The sequence below is a fragment of the Actinosynnema sp. NPDC002837 genome (assembly GCF_040295345.1).
In the GTDB taxonomy this organism is placed as follows: domain Bacteria; phylum Actinomycetota; class Actinomycetes; order Mycobacteriales; family Pseudonocardiaceae; genus Actinosynnema.
The window spans coordinates 34,806-49,921 of the sequence record NZ_JBEOVG010000022.1; the positions used below are offsets into that span (position 1 = coordinate 34,806).

12 protein-coding genes are annotated in these 15,116 nt (G+C 73.9%); all 12 read right to left on the reverse strand.

The annotated features are described in order from the left end of the window. Position 1: 1 nt before the first annotated feature. The 12 genes from ABTZ99_RS17895 to ABTZ99_RS17950 all read right to left on the reverse strand — a co-directional run bounded on the left by ABTZ99_RS17895 (position 2) and on the right by ABTZ99_RS17950 (position 15,036). Positions 2-1,774: a VgrG-related protein gene (locus ABTZ99_RS17895; RefSeq protein WP_499612350.1), complete on the reverse strand. Its 1,773-nt coding sequence runs from the start codon at positions 1,772-1,774 to the stop codon at positions 2-4. Then, positions 1,771-2,478 carry a CIS tube protein gene (locus ABTZ99_RS17900; protein ID WP_498779633.1) on the reverse strand — a complete coding sequence of 236 codons (708 nt, stop codon included), beginning with the start codon at positions 2,476-2,478 and terminating at the stop codon, positions 1,771-1,773. Before ABTZ99_RS17900 ends, ABTZ99_RS17895 begins: the two co-directional genes overlap by 4 nt. Before the next feature lie 12 nt (positions 2,479-2,490). Continuing rightward, on the reverse strand, positions 2,491-2,916 hold the full coding sequence (locus ABTZ99_RS17905; RefSeq protein WP_498779631.1) for a phage tail protein: 426 nt from the start codon (positions 2,914-2,916) through the stop codon (positions 2,491-2,493). A gap of 33 nt (positions 2,917-2,949) precedes the next feature. Next, on the reverse strand, positions 2,950-3,576 hold the full coding sequence (locus ABTZ99_RS17910) for a hypothetical protein (RefSeq protein WP_499612352.1): 627 nt from the start codon (positions 3,574-3,576) through the stop codon (positions 2,950-2,952). 1,978 nt (positions 3,577-5,554) lie between these two features. After that, positions 5,555-5,713 (reverse strand): DUF6760 family protein, encoded by a 159-nt coding sequence (locus tag ABTZ99_RS17915; protein WP_230568861.1) that lies wholly within the window; start codon positions 5,711-5,713, stop codon positions 5,555-5,557. Further along, entirely contained in the window at positions 5,710-6,168 is a 459-nt protein-coding gene (locus tag ABTZ99_RS17920; protein ID WP_498779628.1) for a hypothetical protein, read from the reverse strand. Before ABTZ99_RS17920 ends, ABTZ99_RS17915 begins: the two co-directional genes overlap by 4 nt. Further along, entirely contained in the window at positions 6,168-6,611 is a 444-nt protein-coding gene (locus ABTZ99_RS17925; protein WP_053717825.1) for a phage tail protein, read from the reverse strand. Before ABTZ99_RS17925 ends, ABTZ99_RS17920 begins: the two co-directional genes overlap by 1 nt. Before the next feature lie 30 nt (positions 6,612-6,641). After that, positions 6,642-8,159 carry a phage tail sheath family protein gene (locus ABTZ99_RS17930; RefSeq protein WP_498779626.1) on the reverse strand — a complete coding sequence of 506 codons (1,518 nt, stop codon included), beginning with the start codon at positions 8,157-8,159 and terminating at the stop codon, positions 6,642-6,644. Between the two features lie 262 nt (positions 8,160-8,421). Further along, the gene (locus ABTZ99_RS17935; RefSeq protein ID WP_499612355.1) at positions 8,422-10,497 is read right to left on the reverse strand and encodes an AAA family ATPase; all 2,076 of its coding nucleotides are present in this window, start codon (positions 10,495-10,497) and stop codon (positions 8,422-8,424) included. Positions 10,498-10,567: 70 nt separating this feature from the next. Continuing rightward, positions 10,568-11,239, reverse strand: a complete 672-nt coding sequence (locus ABTZ99_RS17940; RefSeq protein WP_498779622.1) for a Pvc16 family protein — start codon at positions 11,237-11,239, stop codon at positions 10,568-10,570. Positions 11,240-11,255: 16 nt separating this feature from the next. Beyond that, complete coding sequence (locus tag ABTZ99_RS17945; RefSeq protein WP_498779620.1) at positions 11,256-14,303, reverse strand: hypothetical protein; 3,048 nt, start codon at positions 14,301-14,303, stop codon at positions 11,256-11,258. Positions 14,304-14,412: 109 nt separating this feature from the next. After that, positions 14,413-15,036, reverse strand: a complete 624-nt coding sequence (locus ABTZ99_RS17950; protein ID WP_499612358.1) for a helix-turn-helix transcriptional regulator — start codon at positions 15,034-15,036, stop codon at positions 14,413-14,415. Positions 15,037-15,116 lie beyond the last annotated feature (80 nt).

Consider the following 15,116-nt stretch of genomic DNA (forward strand, 5'->3'; position numbering starts at 1 on the left):
GTCAGTTGATCCGGACGATCGCGCCCTTGAGCACGGCCTGGGCCCGGCCTTCGACGGAGGCGTCGGCGCCGCTGACGGACACCGAGGTGGTCGCCTCGACGGACACCGTCTTGCCCTTGAGCACCAGGTCGCCGAGCCCGGCGTCGACGGTGATCCCGCGCGCGTCCAGGCTGATCGAGCCGAGCACCCGGCGACCCCGCGGCGTGCTCACCCGGATGTCGATGCTCCCGGTCTTCTCGTCCAGCGTGATGTCCAGCCGCTTGTCACCGGTCTGGAGGCGGACGCCGGCGGCGGTGAGGCCGTCCAGCAGCTCCAGCCGGTTGCCCGTGCGGGACACCAGCGACCGCCGGTTCACCCGGCCGCTCGTGCGGTCCACCAGCGGCACGTCGTGCGGCGAGGGCTGGTCGACGCCGTTGTAGAGCCCGCCGAGCACGTACGGGCGGTCCAGGCTGCCCTGCTCGAAGCCGACCAGCACCTCGTCGTTGACCTCGGGGCTGAACACGCCGCCGCCGCGGACACCGCCCCACTGCACGGTGCGGACCCAGTCGGTGACGTAGTTGTCGTCCAGCCAGGGGAACTTCAGCCGCACCCAGCCCCGCTGGTCGCGGCCGACCTCCTTGATGTCGGTGACGATCCCGGTGGCCAGGCCCGGCATCCGCGGCGAGCGGCCGGGCGCGTTGCCGCCCAGCGCCAACCCGGCCAGCGACCGGTCCGGCGAGCTGCTCACCGTGACGATGCTGCGGTAGCCGTGCTCGGGCTCCAGCACGTGCCGCACCGACGTCGCCGTGTAGTGCCCCCTGAACGCCGGCCCCACGTCGGCCAACGTGATCGGCACGCCCGCGCGCAGGTGCGGATGGCCCTTGGCGACCGCCTCGATCTCCGCGTACCCGGCGCTGATCGACTCGGCGAGCGACCGTGCCGCGGTGTCCGTCTCGGCCTGCGTGCTGTAGGGCGTGTCGGCCACGAGCGTGGTGGTCCTCTTGCCGGCCACGGACTCGCCGAAGCCGGGCAGGACGGTCTTGCTCCGGGTGGCCGGCTCGACCGCCACGAACGCCTTCTTCGTGGCCACGTCCCAGGAGCGCACCTCGACCCTCTCCACCTGGTCGGAGCCGGTCAGCGACGCGCGCAGGGCCAGCAGGTCGCCGTGCCGGAGCACCAACGGGCTGGTGGCGGTGAACGCGGGCGCGGTGGACGCGGGCTTGGGCTTGAGCAGCTCCAACGTGCCCTTGTCGTCCACCTGGACGGTCACGCCGTGCTCGCGGGCGAGCTGCTGGAGGAACTCCCAGTCCGACACGTTCGCCTGGCTGAGCTGCGTGTACCTGACGGGGGAGAGCTCGACGCGGCCGACGGTGAGCCCGGCGTTGCGGGCGACCTGGCGCACCACGGTGGCGGCCGGGACGTTGTGGAACGCCTCCACCCGACGACCCCGGAACAGCCGGTGCGCCTTGCTCATGGCGCGGATGACGGTGAACGAGCCGGTCGAGTCGCCGTCCGTCTCCAGCCCGGTGACCTCGCCGCCGAACAGCTGCTCCCGGGCCTTGCTCTCGACCGCCACCACGGACACCGTCAACGGGGTGCCGATCTTGATCTTGCTGGCGGTCAGCAGCTCGTGGTTGCCGTCGCGGTAGGTCAGGACGGCGAGGTCGGGCAGGCCGACGTTCTCGTCGACCACGCAGCTGACCAGCCGCTTGTCCCACGTGCTCGACAGCGAGGCCGCCGTCACGATCGGGTCGGCGGCGAACGAGCGGAACGACTTGCCGGCGGGCGGTGTCATCGGGCCTCCTCCATCGCGGGCACCAGCAGTTCCGCGCCCGGCACGAGCAGCATCGGGTCGTCGATGTCGTTGGCCTCGGCGATGACCCGCCAGGCGGTGGCGTCGCCGTACTCGCGCCAGGCGAGCTGCGGCAGGCTGTCGCCGGCCACGACGCGGTGCGTGCGGCGGGCCTCGCGCGAGCCGGACGTCGGGTTCTGGCCCGGGGTGTCGCTGCCCGCCTCCTCGATCGACAGCGAGCACTTCGCGCGCAGCGGCCGGCCGTCGACGTCGAACAGCGAGTAGTCCACCGACAGGTTCGACAGCACGCCGTCGAACGACGTGGTCTTGGACGTGCCCCACTCGAAGCGGACCCACGGGCTCGCGGGCTTCTTCGTCGCCAGGCTCTTCTTGGTCGGCACGCAGGCGGTGAGCAGCTGCTCCACCCTGGTCTCCACGGAGTTGTCGTGCGTGGCGGTGGCGTCGAGGAGCACGTCGACCGACAGGTTGCGCGGTCCGCTGCCGACGAACTCCGGCATCGACGTCTCGTCCGCCAGGCGGGACGGGTTGCGGCGCCACTCGGTGTTCTTGCTCAGCGCCAACGTGTTCGGGTTGAACTGGAACTTCACCGTGGCCAGCTTGGCGCCCGGCTTCGCGCCGGCCTGCGCGGGCGGCTCCATGATCACGAGCTGGGCGCGGGTGAGGCTCGCTCCCGGTTTGCCTGCCATGTCAGCCTCGTCTCAGGACGCGTCGATGCCTTCGTGGGCGAATTCCAACGTCTCCACCGCGGCCTGGGAGCTCGACGGGTCGAACGACGGGCCCTGCCAGCGGACCGGGACGATGCCCTGCACCTGCCAGCCCGCGATCCGGCTGCCGTCCGGGGTGAGGGCGACGATCTCGCCGTCCTTGCGCTCGACCTTCTTGATGACCTCGTTGAGCCACTTGACGACCTTGGCGGTGTCCGCCGTGACCGGGCGGGTCATGGTGATGTTGGACCACGTGATGCGGGTGGGCAGCTGCCAGGCGAAGCCGTTGTTGCCGCCCTCGGCGAACTGCTCCACCTCCATCTGCGCGCCCATGCCGTCGCAGGTGTGGAAGGCGCCGAGGTCGTTGCCCGCTATGGAGAGCCGGAAGAAGACGCTGGTGGCGAAGAGGGTGTCGGACATCGGTACCTCCTGGTTGGTCGGCCCGGGGTGTGGTCAGCGGCGGCGGTCGTGCAGCAGGCCCGCGCGCTCGCGGCCGTGGCGCAGCTCGGCGCGCAGGAGCCTGCCGACCGGTTCGAGCAGGCGGCGGGCCAGGTCGTCGAGGTCGGGGTGGGCCGGTCCCGTCGGTTCGGCGGTGGGCTTCGGGGTCGTGGTGCGTTCGGCGACGCGTTGGACGGGCGCGGGTTTCGTGGTGACGCGGATCGCCGGCGCCGGTTGGACCGGTTTCGGCGGTGTCTGTGGTGCCGGTGGTGTCGGTGGCTTTGGTGCGGTGACGGGTGGGTGGGTGATCCCTTGGTGCGCGGTGTCGGTCGGGTCGGCGGGTGGCGTCGGGCGGACCACGGCCGGCCGGCCGGTTCTGGCGGGTCTCGCACCGGGCAGCACCGGGTCCGGGTGCCTACGCGCGTCCCCCTTGGCCTGCGCGCGTTGGACGTCGGGCCCGCTGCCCGAGGGCCGGCGTGCCGCCGAACCCCCGGACGTCCACCGGAGTGGGACCGCTCGGGGCAGGTTCGCGGTGCTCGGCGGGAGGTCGGTGGTGGTGGGGGAGATCAGCGGCCGCCGGGCTGGGAGCAGGGGTGTGGTGGTGAGGTGCTGGTGCTGCACGGTCGGGCGGGTCAGCGGCACGACCGGCAGGGGTGCCTGGTCGGGTGACCTCGGTGGCCTGGCCGGGGCGGTGCGGTCGGCTTGGCGGTTCGAGGGCTTGCCGGCAGGTCGGCGGTCCAGGTTGCCGGCGGTCTCGCGGTTCGGGGTGTCGGCGATTGGCCGGTGCGGGGTGGTCGTGGTGGGTGGTGTTGCTCGGCGCTGCACCATCTCGCCGGTTCGCGCTGGTTCGTGGGTCGGCTTGGCGGCGGTGCCGTGCGGTAGGACGGCGTTGGCGGGAATCCGCGCCAGTGGCTCGCCCAGGACCGGTCCGGTTCTTGGTTTGCCTTGGGAGGGCGCCGGTGGTTTGTCGGGCGTCGGTCCGGGTTCCGGCTTGCGCTGGACTACGGCATCGGCGGGGAGGCGGTCGAGCGGTTCGCCCAGGATCGCCGTAGTCCGCGACGCACGCTGTGGCGCGGGCGTGGCGGCGGTCGGTGCGTCCGCCGGTGACGTGGTTGACCTGCGCCACACCGGAGCGGCGGGTTCGCCCGGTTCCGGCGGTGCGATCGGTGGCTCAGCCGTGGGTCGCGGTCCGGGCTGCGGTAGCGATTCGGCGCGTTGCACGGCTTGACCGACCAGCGGCGCCTGTTCGGTCGGCGGGGTGGGTGTCGGCTCGGCGGCCGGGGTTGCGGTGGCGGTGGCGGTGGCGGTGGCGGTCGGCCCGGTCCGGGTCGGTGCCGCATCGGGAACGGCCCGGCGCTGCACCGCCGGTTTGTTCGTCGTTCGGGCGATCGGGATGGGCCGCAGTGGCGTGACGTCCCGACGTGCCACGGTCAGTGGGGTGCCGACCGGGTGCAGGGAGACCGGGCCGGCTGGTGATCGCGGCGCGCTCGTCGGCTCCGGTGCGACTTGGCCGGCTCGGTCTGTCTGGACTGCTTGGCTGACTGGGGCGGCTGGAGTGGCTGGGACGACTGGTGTGGCCGAGACGACTGGTGTGGCCGGTGATCGCTGCGCGATTGTCGGCCTCTGCGCCACCGGGAGGAGGGGCGCGACCGGGATGGCGGAGGCGCGCGGGGTGGCGGAGGCGACCGGGGTGGCCGAGGTGAGCGGGGTGGCCGAGGTGAGCGGGGTGGTTGGCGGCTGCGCGGCTGTTGGATCGAGGGCCGGTTGGGCGGCGGCCGCGGTGGGGGCGACCTGGTCGGCGGGGCGGGAGGTTGGGGCAGGGGTGGCGGGGGAAATCGGGGTGGTGGCTGGTGATCGCTGCGCGATCATCGGCTCCGGGGCGACCGGGGCGACCGGGGCGACCGGGGCGACCGGGGCGACCCGAGCAACCGGGGCGAGCCGAGCAACCGGGTCGACCGGGGCGGGCCGAGCAACCGGAGCGACCGGGGCGGGCCGAGTAGCTGGGGTGACCCGAGCGCCTGGGTTGGTTGGAGTGGCTGGGTTTGGAGTGGCCGTCCGCCGCTGCGTGACGGCCGGCTTCGAGGTGGCCGGCGACCGCTGTGCCACCGTTGGCTTCTGGTCGGGCTGGCCGACCTGTGCGACCTTGCCGACTGGGGCGACCTTGCCGACCTGTCCGACTTTGCCGACCGGGGCGGTAGGGCTGGTGGTCGGGGTGGTGATCGTGCCGGTGGTGCTGGAGCTGTCGGTCGGGGATGGGGATTCTTGCGCAGCAGGGTTGTCGGGCAGGGCGACGGTGAGGTGGTTCGTCCCCGCGTAGCCGCCGGGTGCGCCGGTGGGCCGGGCCAGGCCGTGCATCACACCGACCGGAGCGCCTGGCAGGACCGCGTGGCCGAGGTCGCCGCTGAACGTGTGGTCCTGCCAAGCCGCCAGGCCGCTCCGGAACCGCAGTCCGTCACCCACCGCGATGCCCTTGCGCTGGATCACCCCCTCCATCGGTCGGGTCGCGCGCCAGCCACCGTCCGAATCGGACCCAGGAGCCGGAGCCGCAGCCGCAGCGGGAGCCGCAGCCGGCGTAGGCGCTACGGCCTTGCGGCGGAACCTGTCCCAGAAGCCCATCACGTCACCCCCCTTCGTTCACCCTGGTGTTGATGCGCGCGATCTCGCGGACCCAACGCCTGCGCTCGTGGTGCTCCAGGTCGAGGATCCGGTCTCGTTCCCAGTGGAAGTGGTAGGCCACGTACGCGACCTCCTCGTGCAGCCGGTCGGCCGCGTACGTCACGATTCCCCCAGGCGACCACCGGCCAGGTCGACCTCGAACCCGCTGCCGCACGACGGGCACGTCACCCCGGCGCGGGTGTGCCCCTCGCTGTTGATCCGCCGGTAGAAGTCCTGGAGGAACGCGATGTCCGTGGCGTACATCCGCTCCACCACGCCGACGTTCACCTCGTCCACCGCGCCCAGCTCGGTGATCACCATGCTGAGCAGCAGCACGCTGAGGTAACCCGGGTTCTCCTTGACCCGCAGGTCGATCTGCGGGCGCAGCTCGTCACGGGCCGTCGCCAGCCGCATCCGGCCGTTGCGGTGCACCACGCCGTCGGCGTCCACGTAACCGCGCGGCAGCTCGAACTCGAACTCGGTGCGCAGCGCCGGTTCCCGCGCCACGGCGGGCTGTGCCACCTCAGCGGGCTCCGCCAGCTCGTCCAGCGAGTCGAGCCCGATCACCCGACGCCTCATCAGTCCTCCAGGGTGATGTCCTCGAAGGTGATGGTCACCTTCTCCAACGCGGCGCTGGACTCGCCCGCCTTGAGCGACGGCCCCTCCCAGCGGCTGACCCACCCGTTGACCAGGTTCAGCCGCCGCTCGGTCTCGCCCTTGCTGTTCATGATCTCGATGGTGATGTTCTGGCGCGCCGTCTCGACGTCACCCTTGTTCACCGTCTCCTTGAGCCACTTGGTGAACTCCTTGCTCTTGTCCATCCCCCTGGTGACCGTGATCTCGCCGCCCTTGCGGGCGCCGGGCTGCTTGCGCAGCAACGGCTTGCCCTGCGGGGTCACCTGCGAGATCTCGACCACGTCCTCCTCGATCGTCACCCCGCTGACCTCCTGCAAGGACTCGACCATGTACGCGCCGAGCTGGAGGCCGAAGATGTGGGTGGAGAGTGCGTCGCCGTCTGCCATGACTGGTGCTGCCTTTCGGGGATCCGCGGGCTATTCGCTGACGAGGCTGGTGTTGTCGGAGAACTGGGCGAGGCGGAAGACCACGAACTCGGCGGGCTTGACCGGCGCCACGCCGATCTCGCACACCACCTGGCCGAGGTCGACCGACTCCGGCGGGTTGTTGTCGCGGTCGCACTTGACGTAGAACGCCTCGTCCGGCGTGCGGCCGAACAGCGCGCCCTGACGCCACTGCTCGGTGAGGAACGCGGTGATGTTGCGGCGGATGCCGGCCCACAGCCGGTCGTCGTTGGGCTCGAACACCACCCACTGCGTGCCCAGGAGGATGGACTCCTCCAAGAAGTTGAACAGCCGCCGCACGTTCAGGTAGCGCCACGCCGGGTCGGACGACAGCGTGCGGGCGCCCCAGATGCGGATGCCGCGGCCGGGGAACGTGCGCACGCAGTTCACGCCGACCGGGTTCAGCAGGTCCTGCTCACCCTTGCTGAGCGACACCTCCAGGTCGACCGCGCCGCGGATGACCTCGTTGGCCGGCGCCTTGTGCACGCCGCGCTCGGCGTCGCTGCGCGCCCACACGCCGGCGACGTGGCCGGACGGCGGCACGAACGCGTTGCGGCCGCTCGCCGGGTCGAAGACCTTGATCCACGGGTAGTACACGGTGGCGTAGCGGGAGTCGTGGTTCGCCTCCTCCATCCGCCACTTGTGCACGCGCTGCGGCGACATCCCGGGCGGGGCGTCCAGCACCGCGACCCGGTCGCCCATCTGCTCGCAGTGCGAGACGACCGCCGCCTGCACGGTCTGCACGCCCTCCAGGTCGATCAGGCCGCGCCGGTAGGCGCTCATCAGGTCGGGCACCGCGACCATGGTGACCTCGTCGATGTTCTCCAGGCCGCCGAACCCGGTGCGCGCCGCGGCGTCGCCGACGTACTCCTGCGCGTCGAGCGTCACGGGCCCGGCCGCCTTCGCGGCGGGCAGCGGGACCGACTGCTTGTCCGGCCTGGTCAGCGCCGTGCCGGACTGCTCGGTCACCTCGATCAGCTTCGACCGCTCGGCGACCTGCGTCACCACGTAGTTCTTGAGGTTCCTGCGGGTCGACACGTCGAAGGTCTCCACGACCTTGTCGCCCTGGCGGACCAGCAGCTTGAAGCGGTCCTCCGGCGGGTTCTCGCCGTCGGCGTCGGAGACCTCGACGGAGACGTCCGGGCCGGCGGCGGGCAGGGCGGAGATCCGCAGCCCGCCCAGCGTCACGGGCACCGGCGCGGCGGGCACGTCCTCGCCGTTGCCCGCCGGACCGCCCACCCGCACCACGTACGCCGCGCCACCGCCGTTGGCGAAGTAGCCGTAGACGGCGTGCGGGAGGTAGGCGTCCTCGGTGAAGCCGCCGAAGTCGCGCACGTACTGGTTCCAGTTGGTGACCAGGGTCGGCTGGTGGAAGGGGCCCTGTTCGGCGAAGCCGACGAAGGCGGCCACCGCGGTGCCGACTCCCTCGATCGGGCGGGCACCGGTCTGGACCTCCTCCACGTACACGCCGGGCGAGAGGTACTGCGGCATGGTCGCTCCTTGTCTGCTCTTCCGCTCTGGCACCACAAGCGTCGCCCGCGCACGCGTGCGGCGGCAGGACCGGCGGGCCCCGGTCGAGGGCACTCCCGCTGCACCAACAGGCAATCGGCGGTCCGGCTCCCGCCGCTGCCTCCTGAGGACGCGCTGTTCCGCACGCCGGCCGGACCGTTGCGCCGGTGCGGCCGGCCGGCCGTGGTCCGGGCACGCCGAGGAGCGCCCGCGGCGGGGCGGGCGCTCGTCGGCACACGGGTCGTCAGAGCTGGTCGGTCTCCGCCCACGGGCCGAACTCGCCGGGCAGCACGAGCCTGCCGAGCTTGCGGTACTCCTGCCGCACGGCGGCCAGCACGTCGGTCATCCGCACCGGCCGCTCGGCGGCGGCGGCCAGGTAGGCGGCGGTCACCGCGCACGCCCGGATCGACCCGCCGGCCAGCTCGAACCGCTCGGCGCAGAACGCCAGGTCGAGGTCGTCCGCCCGGGGCAGCCGCGAGCCGAGGCAGCGGTCCCACAGCGCGAGCCGCTGCGTCGAGTCGGGCACCGGGAAGTCGGCGATCACGTCGATCCGCCGGGTGAACGCCTCGTCCACGTTGGACCGCAGGTTGGTGGTGAGCACCGCGATGCCGTCGAAGGACTCCATCCGCTGCAACAGGTACGCCGACTCCATGTTGGCGTGCTTGTCGTGCGCGTCCTTGACCTCCGAGCGCTTCCCGAACACGGCGTCCGCCTCGTCGAACAGCAGCACGCCGTGCACGCCCGCGGCCTCGGTGAAGATCCGTTCCAGGTTCTTCTCCGTCTCGCCGACGTACTTGTCCACCACCGACGACAGGTCGACCACGTAGAGGTCCATGCCGACCGCGCCGGCCACGACCTCGGCCGACATCGTCTTGCCCGTGCCCGACTCGCCCGCGAACAACGCCACCACCCCGCGGCCACGGCCGCCGCCGGGCCGCATGCGCCACTGGCCGAGGACCCGTTCCCGGTGCCGGGCGCGCAGCACCAGCTCCTCCAGCTGCCGCCGGGTCGGCGCCGGCAGGACCAGGTCGTCCCAGTCGACGCCGGGGGTGATCCGCCTGGCCAACCGCTCCAACCCGGCGCCGTTCTGGGCCCGCACCCCGGCCCGGACGTGCCCCAGGTCGACGGGTCGGTCCTCCAGCAGCGCCAGACGTGCGGCGACGGTGACCGCGTGGTCCACCTCGTCGGCGCCCAGCCGGTACCCGGCCAGGTCGGCGACGAGCGCGGGATCGGCCGCCGTGCCGGTGACGTCGGCCAGCGCCCGCGCCCACCGCCGCGCCCGCCGGTCCGCGGTCGGCGGCGGCACGGGCACCGACACCACCGGGTGCGGCGTCCAGCGCGGGTCCCAGTGCCGCCGGCTGTGCAGGAACAGCGGCACGGCGCCGGCCAGCGCGGTGAGGTCGCGGATCAGCCGGGCGCGTTCGGGCAGCAGCGGTTCCAGCGGGCCGAGCACCAGTCCCGCGCCGCGCAACCGGGCCTCCCGGACGACCTCCGCGAGCGGCGGGTGCGGCCGGTCGACCAACGCCGTGACGTCCAGCACCACGGCGTCACGACCGGCCGCGGCCAGGGCGTCCACCGCGAGCCGGCCCGCGTCGCCGTCGGTGTCGCGCAGGTGGACCGACCGGATGCCGGCCGGCAGCCCGGCGGCGAGCCGTTCGGCCGACGGCTCCGGGTCGACGCCCGCGGGCGCCAGGCGGGCCGTGCCGCCGATCGCCGGGTCGGGCTCGTCGTCGCCGAGCAGGTGGGCGACCACCCGGTCGGGCACGCGCAAGGACCGGGACAACGCGGGCAGCGCGTCGTCGCGCACCTCGACCAGGCCGGCCGCGACCAGCGGCGCGGACGCGGCGAACCGGAACCGCCCCGCGCCGGCCGCGGGCAGCCCGCACAGTTCGAGCGCCAGCCCCACGGTCGCCCGGCGGCGGGTGAGGTCGTCGTTGAGGTAGCCGTAGAGGCGTTCGAACCGGGCGTCCACGTCCGGCGCCAGGGCCACCAGCAGGAACTCGACGTCCACCGGTTCGAGGTCGAACCGCCGCGCGAGGGTCAGCAGCCGGGGGCCCGGCTCGGGCACCAGCGCGGCGAGCACGTCGAGGTCCGGGGCTGCCTCCGGTGGCGGCAGCGGTTCGGGCTGCCCGTCGAGGATGCGCCGGACCGCGTCGGCGGTCAGGTAGAGGCCGCGGTGCGGGTCGTCCGGCGAGGGGTCGTCGGCCAGCCGCAGGGCGACCGCCCGGCGCACCCGCCACTCGACCGCGCCCAGCCTCGCCCACAGGTAGGCCAGGTCCCGCGCCTCGGACGTCGTCGACGTCGGTGTCGTCACGGTCATCGGTTCGCACCACCCTGTCGATAGCTGCCGGGCGTCACGGCGGTCCGCGCGGGTGAGCGGGCCGTCGTCGTCATCGGATCGGGCCGCCGCGTCGCCGCCGGTCGGCGGGTCGGGCACGGGCCGGCGCGAAACCGCCGTCGCCGGCGACGTCGTCGTAACGCAGCCTGCGGGCGTCCTCCTCGGGGCCGCCGACCAGGACCAGGCCGCCGGCGGCCGGCGGGGCGAGCGGGGTCACGACGCCGGCCACCGGCGCGGTCACCACCAGGTTGACGGCCGGCTTGAGCCGCCCGCCGAGCGCCGACCACACGTCCGTCGCCGCACGGCCCTCCGACACCGGGCCGCCCGACTCCAGCAGCACGCTCAGGTCGAGCTCGGCCAGCGACCCGGTCAGCCACTCCGACGCCAGCCTGCTGTGGCCCGCCAGGCACACCAACGCCCCCGACAGCAGCCGGTGCTCGTCCTGCGGCCGGTTCGTCCACGCCGTCACCAGGTAGGACAGCCGGAACCAGCGGGGCGGCCTGCGGTGCCCGACCAGCTCGCCGCCCTCGAACACCTCCAGGTCGCCCGCGCTGCGCCGGCTCTCGTCCTCGCGGATGTCGTAGAGGAACACGTTGACGGTCGGCGCGTTGCGCCGTGCCGTCCAGTCGGTGGTAGGCGCCTCGAACGCGAGCTCGCCACCGCCGCCGGGCACCCCGCCGGCCTGGAGCAGCCGGCGGATCCCCTCGTCGACCTCGTGGATCACGGCAACCTCCTCGTCGTCACCTGCGCCGCACCTCGTCGGGCGGCCCCACGGAACCGGGCACGACGAGGAACCCGGTGGTGGCGGGCTCGAAACCGGCTCCGGCGGCGGTGATCGTCCGCCGCCCGGTCTGGTCCTTGGCGAGGATGAGCAACTGCGCGGTGAACCCGCCGTCCGGGCGCGGCACGGTCGGCGTCGCGGCCGCGGTGATGCCGGGCGACCAGGACAGCCGCACCGGCACGCCGGGCGGGAAGTCCACGCCGCGCACCGACGTGACGAAACCGGGTTCGCCGATCGGCGGCACGGCCTCGATCCGGGGCCGCAGCACGCGCATCGGCGCGGCGGCCACGTTGTCCGCCGGGTCGGCGTCCGTGCCGGTCGTGCGCAACGTCCCGCGCACGGTGGTCTGGAGCGGCGCGTTCGGCGCGAGCACGACCTGCACCACCTGCGACGCGCCCGGCGGCAGGTCCGGCACCGGGCACCCGGTGTTCGCGCACCCCGGCGGCAGGGCCGCCACCGGCACCTGCGCGGGCAGCGCGAAGTCCAGCCGCAGCCCGGTGGCCAGGGCGCCGCCGCCGTTGCGCACGGTGTAGCTCACCGTCGCCCGTCCGCCCACGTAGGACGGATCCGGCTGCACCACCACGGCCAGCGAAGGACCGGCCGGCGGCACGGCGGGCGGCGGCGCGGGCGGCGGCGGTCCGGCCACCGGGTCGCGCACCGGGATCGCCGTCGCCGCGGCGTTGTCGGACGGCAGCACGTCGAGCACGGCGCCCGCCACCGACCAGGTGACGCTCCGCCGTCCGGGCACCACGCCCACCACGTCGGCGACGACGTCCACGGACGCACCGGGCCCCACCACCCCGAGGTCGCACCGCAACCCGGCCACGTCACAGGTGCCGCGCGCGGGGCGCAACGCCGCCAGCCGCACGCCGTCCGGGACGGCGACGGTCAACGCGGTGCCGGGGGAGGTGGCCGGACCGCGGTTGACCACGGTCACCGTCACCGGCGTGGTCGTGCCGGTGTCCGCGTCCGGCGTGGTATCGGGTGCCTGGACGGCCAGGTCGACCGTCTGCTGCCAGGTCGGTTCCTTCTGCCTGCCCGGCAGGTCGGCCGTGATCCGCCGCACCGCGCCCGTGCCGAGGTCGACCACCGCCAGCTCCTCCGGCGACGCCAGGTCACCCACGCGGCGCGCGGTCAGCACCACGCGGTCGCCGTCGGGCGAGAACGACACGTCCCTGGGCTGGAACGGCCCCGAAGGCGGCGCGGTCAACGGCGTGGCGCACGTGTTCGCCCCCGAGGGCAGCACCACGCGGCACCCGTTGTCCGCCAACGACACCAGCAGCACGCCGTCGGCCTCGCGGTTGAACGCCAACGCGCGGCCGTCCGGGCTGAACACCGAGCTGTCGTCGGTCACCTCGCAGTCGAACCCGCAGACCGCCGCCGACACGTCCCGCTGCCGGTCCAGCGTCCCGGTCCGGGCGGTCCACACGTGGTTGTCGCGCACCTCGCCGGTGGGGCCGTCGAAGACCCGACCGCGGGTGAACGCCAGCGTCGTGCCGTCGGGTGACCACGCGGGCTGGGTGTCCTCCTGGTCGGCGGCGGACGGCGGTGGCGTCAGCCGCCCCGCCACCGCGCCGGTCGCGGCCTCGACGACCACGATGCGGCTCGCACCGCCCTCGGGCCGCACGCCGCCCGGCGTGCGGCGGGCGAACGCCAGGAACCGGCCGTCCGGCGACCAGACCGCGTCGAACTCCCAGTCCGCCGGCTGCCGGTCCGCGACCGGCAGCCGCCGCGCGTTGCCGCCGTCGGCGTCCACCAGCCACAGCCGCTGCACCCGCCGGCCGTCGACGTCCTCGAACCGGCTCAGCGCGATCGTGCGGCCGTCGGGGGAGTAGGACTGCCGCTGCGTCCACGGGTCGTAGCCCTCGCGCGGGTGGAACAGCAGGTTGGGGTCGTCGGCGATCCCGGGGTCCTCGCGCAGCACCGGCACGCCCAGGTCGCGCGGGTCGGAGCCGTCCGGCCGGACGTCCTGCAGCGTCGCGGTGAAGTAGGTCTCGGCGGTCGTGCGGGCCACGAGCAGGTGCTCGCCGCGCGCGTCCACCAGCCACGTCGGCGAGGTGACCGCGCGGTTCTCCGCCAGCAGCAGGCCGGGCGCGGTCGTGACGGGCAGTCCCGGGCCGGTGTCGACCCGGTACACCTTCTCGACGTTCGGGTCGGCCGGGCACGAGCAGACCTGGTCGGTGCTGAGGAACAGCAGACCGGCGCCGTCCGGCAGCCAGACGGGCCAGCGGCCACGCCACCCGGCCTGGTCGCCGCCCAGCACCGGCGCGCCGACCCGACCACCGTCGAGCACGCGCGGCCGCGGGACGCCGCCGACGTCCAGGGTGTAGGCGATGCGGCCGTCCCGCGGGTTCCAGTCCGGCTCGCCCGCGTCGCCGTCCGGCTCGTCGGTGACCCGGGTGACCCGGCCGCCGCCCACCGGGACGCGGTAGATCTCCCGCGCGCCGTCGCGGTCGCCGGAGAACGCGACGCTCGCGCCGTCCGGTGCGAACGTCGGCCACGCCTCGTCGGACGGCGTGTCGGTCAGCCTGCGCAGCCCCGTGCCGTCCACGCCGACCAGCCACAGGTCGCGCGCGCCGTCCTCGCGCGAGTCGAACACCACCGTCCGCAGGTCGGGGGACAGCCGGGGGTGGCCCGCGTCGAGGCCCTCGGTGAGCCTGCGCACCGAACCGTCGGCCGCGCGCAGGTACACCTGCGGCTCCGGCCCGTCGCGCAGGCTGGTGAACACCACCAGCCCGCCGCGCGCCGAGACGTGGTCGTCGTGGTGCGCGGGTCCGGCGCCGAACAGCGGCGCGCTCGGCCGCGGCTGCTCGGGCACGGGACCGGTGACCGCGCCGATGCTGCGGTGCCCGGTGCCCGCGTAGGCGATCCGGCCGGATACGGGGTCGTCCTGGAGCACCGCCGCCGACACCGACGTGGCGACGTCGTGCACCGCGACGACCGCGGCGCTCAGCGCCACCGCCGCGCCGATCGTGGCGAGGGGTCGGGTCGGCAACCAGCTCGACAAGGTTCCACCTCCGTCTGGGGCATGTGCCGGAATCGTCGGCCGGCCCACCGCGCGGCGCGGAGGTCCGGGCGGGCACGGTCGGGGCACGACCCCGGGCCGTTCGGGCAACTCAGATCAGGCCGTGCCGCATGGCGTAGCCGACGGCGTGCGCGCGGTTGCGCAGGTTCAGCCGGGTGGTGACCTCGTGCAGGACGTTCTTCACCGTCCGCTCCGAGAACGACGTCTTGGCGGCGATCTCGGTGGTGTCGAAGCCTTCGGACACCAGCCGCAGCATGTCCGCCTCACGTGCGGTGAGCGTGGACAGCGACGGGCCGTTGGGGTCCAGCACGCTGCGCTGCAACCGGCCCACGTGGTCGAGCAGCGTGCCGAGCAGGTCGCCGGGCAGCACCGCTTCCCCTTTGACCAGCGCGGAAATCGTGCTGACGAGCCGGTCCTGGTGCGCCTCGGCGCGCCGGATCACCGCCGTCACCCCGCAGTCGATGGTGATCTGGAGCGCGTCCTGGTCGAAGTGCCCCACCACCAGGCCTACGCGCGTGGTGGTGGACTGCCTCAACCGGCGAAGCAACCGGGCCGCCTCCTCGTCCACCCGGTCCACGACGACGAGCGACACGGCGGCGCGCGCCTCCTCGTCCGGCCGCACCACCTCGACCTCGGGCCGCGGCCGCAGCTGGTGCGTGATGCCGGCCTTCAGCACCGGGTCCTCGGCGTACACGGCCACCGGAATCCTGGTCATGACAACCTCCTGTGGAACGACCGGACCGCGCGGTGTCGGCGACCTCGTCCGGACCATCGTGGGCCGGGCGAGGGCTTCGG

Coding starts and splice junctions, on each gene's coding strand:
- ABTZ99_RS17930 (WP_498779626.1), bottom strand. CDS start 8,159: ATGCCGCAGTACCTCTCGCCCGGCGTGTACGTGGAGGAGGTCCAGACC.
- ABTZ99_RS17905 (WP_498779631.1), bottom strand. CDS start 2,916: ATGTCCGACACCCTCTTCGCCACCAGCGTCTTCTTCCGGCTCTCCATA.
- ABTZ99_RS17925 (WP_053717825.1), bottom strand. CDS start 6,611: ATGGCAGACGGCGACGCACTCTCCACCCACATCTTCGGCCTCCAGCTC.
- ABTZ99_RS17900 (WP_498779633.1), bottom strand. CDS start 2,478: ATGGCAGGCAAACCGGGAGCGAGCCTCACCCGCGCCCAGCTCGTGATC.
- ABTZ99_RS17950 (WP_499612358.1), bottom strand. CDS start 15,036: ATGACCAGGATTCCGGTGGCCGTGTACGCCGAGGACCCGGTGCTGAAG.
- ABTZ99_RS17920 (WP_498779628.1), bottom strand. CDS start 6,168: ATGAGGCGTCGGGTGATCGGGCTCGACTCGCTGGACGAGCTGGCGGAG.
- ABTZ99_RS17895 (WP_499612350.1), bottom strand. CDS start 1,774: ATGACACCGCCCGCCGGCAAGTCGTTCCGCTCGTTCGCCGCCGACCCG.
- ABTZ99_RS17935 (WP_499612355.1), bottom strand. CDS start 10,497: ATGACCGTGACGACACCGACGTCGACGACGTCCGAGGCGCGGGACCTG.